Consider the following 5,614-nt stretch of genomic DNA (forward strand, 5'->3'; position numbering starts at 1 on the left):
AGGCGTGTTGCTACTCGCTACGACAAACTTGCCAGAAACTTCTTGGCCGCCGTCCACCTCGCCGCTCTCGTCGCTTATTGGATCAATTGAGTCTGAACCCTAGGTGGAGATCGAGCCGCACGACTTCCCTAAGAGCCCGTTCCGACGATTTGTTCTTCGCATCAGACCTTCTGAAGAGGATCATTCATCCCGTTTACGATCCGGCGATGCAGTTCCATGTCGATATTGCGGCCTGACAGCACGATCGCGATTGGCCCCCGCAACCCAGCCATTTTGCGGGCGAGCAGCGCCGCAATGCCAACGGCACCCGCCCCTTCCAGGATCTCGCGCTCTTTCTCATAACCATGACGAATGCCAGCCGCTATCTCACTCTCGTTTAGCAGTATTAAGTCGTCGAGTAGGGCTTCACACATGGCGAACGTAAGCTTGTTCCTAAGGCCAATCCCCCCGCCCAGGGAGTCGGCAAGGCTCGGGAATTCGGCGACCTGCACAGGCCGGCCCGCGTCGAGGCTCGCCTTCATTGCCGCGCCACGTTCCATGGCGATCCCAACGACTTTTGCATCGAGCCGCATGCCCTTCACCGCTGCTGCGATGCCGGCCACCAGTCCTCCACCGGAGAGCGGCACGAGCACGGTAGCGACATCCGGCATCGCCTCGACTATCTCGAGGCCAATCGTCCCTTGCCCGGCGATAATGTGTGCATGATCGAACGGCGGCAACATTATCAGCCCATGTTCAGCCACCAAGCGCGCCGCCTCCTGCTGCGCTTCATCCTGCGAGCGGCCAACGATACGAACGTCTGCACCAAGGCGGCGGATCTCGAGGACCTTGTTCTCAGGTACGAGCCGTGACATGCAAATCGTTGCACGCGAACCTACCGTGATGGATGCATGAGAAAGCGCTCGACCGTGATTTCCCGTCGAAGCAGCGACGACACCCCGCGCTCGCTCAGCTTCCGTAAGCTGGAGGACAGCATTGCTCGCACCGCGCAACTTGAAGCTGCCGGTAGTCTGGCGATGCTCGAGCTTGAGGCTTACCGGAAGGCCACAGATCTCCGACAGCGTCTGCGATGCTACGAGCGGCGTCGAAAGGATGTAGCTGGCGATGCGCCTCCGCGCATCCTGGATGGTAGAGAGAGTAATCATGAGAGAAGCTCTTTGATTTAAGCGAGATTCACCTTAGGCGAAGTGAGGGAAATCGTGCCCCCAGAGCAATGCTGCGGTCAGCTTCGCAGCACGAGGAAATGCCACAGCCTCCCGCCTGCTCGGCGGAATCGATGAGGCGGAGCGGATCCCGACGAACACATTCGCTGACAGGACCCCTTGAACTGATGCCGGACATACCCGTAGTTCGGACCTACAGTCACAGCGCGTGCATGCGCCTAAGAGGCTGGTTGTACTTAAGACAAACCCGAGCGCCTGGTCACCGCGGTCGACTCTCTTGACCCGAGCGCCTTCCGGTGAGCTTCGACATAATGGGAGAGCCGAAAAGCATCCAACCTCGTTATCGTTCATTGGCTTCAGCCGGGCGGCTGCCCACGTTAGAACTTCAAGGATACCGACGGAGCGGCGATTTCTCCGGACTATGATAGACACTAGCGAGGTCTGAGGTCGGATTTACCGGATGTTTGACGTTCCTTGCCGAAATTCTGCGCTTGGTCTGCTGATACGCAGGTTTGGTGCGATCCAGTGCAGACGCCTGGATGAACGGTCGAGCGGCCAGGTGCTTCGCTGCCTGCGTTCATTATTATCGCTCACCGCCTCAAATACGCCTGCCGCGCCTAACGACTAGGTTTATGCGTAACTTGCAAAAAATACGCGCCAAATCGCAGCTTTTGTGATTCCATTGGTGCATGGGTGATAGTCCCAAGAAGCTGCCGGAAGACATTGAGGCGCTGCAGGCCGCGTTGCTGGCAACCCGCGCCGAACTCGCCAACGTTCGCGCCCAACAGTCCGACGACCAGGCGCTGATCGCTCACCTGAAGCTGCAGATCGAAAAGCTGAACCGTGATCGTTATGGCCCTCGCTCGGAGCGTACCGCCCGGCTGTTGGATCAGCTTAAGCTGACGCTGGAGGAGCTCGAGGCCTCAGCGACCGAGGATGAACTGGCCGCCGAAATAGCTGCGACCAAGACCACGAAGGTGGCCTCGTTCACGCGCAAGCGGCCGTCGCGCCAGCCGTTCCCGGAGCATCTACCCCGCGAGCGCGTGATCGTCTCAGGGCCGACGTCGTGCGCCTGCTGCGGCGGCTCGCGATTATCCAAGCTCTGCGAGGACATCACCGAAACGCTGGAGGTGATCCCGAAATCCTGGAAAGTGATCCAGCACGTCCGCGAGAAGTTTACTTGCCGGGACTGCGAGAAGATCAGTCAGGCCCCGGCGCCGTTCCATGTGATTGCCCGCGGCTGGGCTGGGCCAAGCTTGCTGGCGATGGTGCTGTTCGAGAAGTTTGGCCAGCACCAGCCGCTGAACCGGCAGGCCGAACGCTATGCCAAGGAAGGCGTGCCGATCAGCCTGTCGACCCTCGCCGACCAGGTCGGCGGTTGTACGGTTGCGTTGATGCCCTTGTTCCGGCGCCTCGAGGCCTATGTGCTGAGCGCCGAGCGATTGCACGGGGACGACACGACGGTGCCGGTCCTGGCCAAAGGCAAGACCGGTACCGGCCGTATCTGGGTCTATGTGCGCGACGACAAACCTTTTGGCGGCCCGGCACCGCCTGGGGCGGTGTTCGATTACTCGCGCGACCGCACCGGTGAGCATCCCCAAGCCCATCTGGCGGTTACAGCGGCATCCTCCAGGCCGATGCCTATAGCGGCTATGGCAAGCTTTACGACCCAGGCCGCAACGCAGGTCCGATCCAGGAAGCCGCGTGCTGGGTCCATGCCAGGCGGCCCTTCTTCGTGATGGCTGATCTGGCGGAGAATGCGCGGCGCAAGGTGCAGGGCAAAAAGCCAACGGTGATCTCGCCTCTTAGCTTCCACTCAATGGGTTTCCGGCCCTTTGGCGCACCGCGCTCGCTGGCGTGGATTACCGTCAGGTCGAGGGCGGGATAGCGGTTTTGCTTTCCGATCGGAGGCAAGACCGCGATCCGCTTGAACTTGATCTCCAGCGCGGCTTTCGTCATCTCGCCCTTGTCGTCCCCGCACGTCGATGTAATGCAGGCCCTTGACGCTGGTCTCTTCCATCTCGGTCGCAATCGTATGGCCGCCATCGCCTGCCAGCCGATCGACGCAGGCGCGGACAAGGAAGTGAGCGCCAAGCTCTTGCGTCAGGCAATACAATTCGTAGATGTCGCTTTCGCGGTCGCCGATATGAATGCAACGCTCCGGCTGTCCGAGCCGTTCGATCGATTGCCTGAGATTGTCGAGCCATCGAACGCTCTCCTTCTTCTCGATGGGAACGCGGCTCGGGTTGACCTTCTTCTTGAGTTGGGCCGTGCCCTTGAATTTTTTCCGTGTCCAGAACTTCACCGCCGCCAATCCCAGGGGGAGACCCTCTACGGTCACCGCGAGGCTCGAATGCATCAGCATTCCGCAGACCGTGTGATGGCGCCAACGGCCACCTTTGTCCCGGCCGCTATTGACGCTCTTGGCTATGCCGATCGCGCTCGTGTTCGCGCGTTGGTAGGAGAATTCTGTGGTGTCCTGGATAAGGAGAATCGGGCCTGTACAATCATCGTAACGGGTGCGCGTAGCGGCGAAGTGGCCGCTAAGAATATCGGCTTCCTCCACGCGCTCGTTAGCGAAAAAGCGGTAGGCTGCCTTCGTGTTCGCCCAGTCTTGGCACGCGAACGGGATGCTCCCGCCCATGCCATCACCAATTTGCCTTAACAGCTCGCCAAATCGTTGACCAAGACGGGCGTCCCTGAAAGCTGTCTTGTCGATCTCGCGCTCAGTCCAGTGTTCGACGGCGCTTTCATCACGATCATCCTGGTGACCATCCGGGCTCGCCGACCGACGAGATATCGCACCCCTCGAACACATGAAGGCACCTCGCCGTCGCGATTCAGGTGCTCAACAATGAATCACAACCGATTCATCTGATTCAAGATTCTTCGATCGAGCCCTCCCGCAAATGAATCAAGCACTTGTGAGTAATTGAAAGTCTCACCGGATGCTTACGTTGTTCCATCAACTGACGTTCCGAGCGGATGCCGTAGAACACCTGCAGCAGCAAGGCGCTCAGCAATTGCTCTGGAGGGATCGAAGGACGTCCCTCGCTGGCGTAGAGCCTCCCAAGGCCGCGGGTCAAATCACTCAAAACATCCCGGACAAGTTCCCGAACCTTCCGCAGCGGATGGTTCGCTGGCACACGCTTACGCGCGACGTACGAAAACAGGCGCGCCCTGATCCGTAAACCTGCCGCGCATGATCGTCTCCGCCGATTCGAGATGATAAAGTGAATCATCAAGTCCCCTCCCTGGTGAGGGGTTTTTCAGCAGACTGCTAGCGCTTCTACAGCTCTCGTCATCCACCCTATAGAGCCAGCATCCGAGCCCAGTTCCAAAGACCGCCGTCGCAAACCGCCGCGGCTACGCGCGTCGCAGCAACATCAGTGGCTATAACAGCTGACAACCCTTCACTGTGGACGCCAATCCGAGCGGCATCGACGTTGGCCTGAGCCGACAAAAATCCAAACAGATCGAAGCAAGAGTTTGGATGCAACCCGCGGCCAAGTAGTTTCCGCCTCTTGCTCTCTGCTGACGCAAGTAGCTGCCGGCACATAACTCGGGATGACCGGAGGGTAAACAAAATGCTGGAGCTTCGGATTGATTCCAGCAGCACGTGATCTGCACGTTCCAGTTTCTGTTGCACAGCCGATCCGAGCCTTTGAACGCAAAGCTCAATGTTTGCCGAAGCCTGCTCACCCTCTGGGCGCTCTTTGTCAAGCGGCCGCCGAGCAACTCAGAAAGCCGTTACTGGCACTAAACCACGCCTCTCGGGCCTCATCGATCGCCCGCTCTTCACTGTTCAGGTCGCCGCGCAGGCAGTGAACATCTCCGAGCCCTCTCCACCTTGCGGCCCAGTCTCGCCAACCGGCAGCTTGACGGAGATCATTGAACGGAAGATTTTCCAGAAGCGCTGCGGCGTCCATCATCGCGATCGAAGGTTGACGGTTACTCAAAGGGGCCATTGGATGAAGGGCGCTGCTTGGCCTCGTGTGTTGGCCGATCCGGCGGGCGCCGGAGGGCGTCCGGCGCGCTACGCACGACAAGTTCGCCGCCGCTTATGCAACCCCAGAATTTCAGAGTCAGATGACTTAGGGTCTGTACCTAATTAGCGAGTTCTGATTCCCTCGTGCCAAGTTGATTCGGCACGGGGGACTTCGATGCGCAAAGGACTGTTCTGGCTCAACGACAAGCAGTGGGCTCAGATAGAGCCGCATCTGCCAACGAACCAGACCGGCCCGGCGCGCGAAGACGATCGACGCATTATCAGCGGTATCATTCACATGCTCCAGTGCGGCGCACGCTGGCGCGATTGCCCGTCCGACTATGGCCCTTACACGACGATCTATAATCGGTTCAATCGCTGGGCTAAGCGCGGACATTGGCAGGCGATCTTTGAAGCGCTCGCCCGCTGCGGCAAGGACCGAGTGGCTTTGTCGATCGACTCG

Annotated in this window: 3 protein-coding genes and 3 pseudogenes; 3 read left to right on the forward strand and 3 right to left on the reverse strand. The window is 59.4% G+C overall.

What is annotated here, in order from left to right:
- Positions 1–90 (forward strand): annotated as a pseudogene (locus IVB36_RS16125) (IS5/IS1182 family transposase); the annotation flags it as partial.
- A gap of 71 nt (positions 91–161) precedes the next feature.
- On the opposite strand, the gene eutB reads toward IVB36_RS16125, so the two are convergent.
- Positions 162–1,145, reverse strand: coding sequence for a hydroxyectoine utilization dehydratase EutB (eutB, locus tag IVB36_RS16130; RefSeq protein WP_247392145.1), 984 nt, complete (start codon positions 1,143–1,145; stop codon positions 162–164).
- Positions 1,146–1,852: 707 nt separating this feature from the next.
- Between eutB and IVB36_RS16135 the strand changes: the two are divergent.
- Positions 1,853–2,973: pseudogene (locus IVB36_RS16135) on the forward strand (IS66 family transposase); the annotation flags it as partial.
- 6 nt (positions 2,974–2,979) lie between these two features.
- Here IVB36_RS16135 and IVB36_RS16140 read toward each other — a convergent pair.
- The gene (locus IVB36_RS16140; RefSeq protein ID WP_247392147.1) at positions 2,980–3,981 is read right to left on the reverse strand and encodes a transposase DNA-binding-containing protein; all 1,002 of its coding nucleotides are present in this window, start codon (positions 3,979–3,981) and stop codon (positions 2,980–2,982) included.
- A 139-nt stretch (positions 3,982–4,120) separates the two neighbouring features.
- Positions 4,121–4,405, reverse strand: a pseudogene (locus tag IVB36_RS16145) (transposase); the annotation flags it as partial.
- A 921-nt stretch (positions 4,406–5,326) separates the two neighbouring features.
- Between IVB36_RS16145 and IVB36_RS16150 the strand changes: the two are divergent.
- Positions 5,327–5,614: transposase (locus tag IVB36_RS16150; protein ID WP_247390905.1), on the forward strand; the 288-nt coding region annotated here is incomplete at its 3' end.

It is taken from the genome of Bradyrhizobium sp. 35, from assembly GCF_023073215.1.
Classification (GTDB): domain Bacteria; phylum Pseudomonadota; class Alphaproteobacteria; order Rhizobiales; family Xanthobacteraceae; genus Bradyrhizobium; species Bradyrhizobium canariense_D.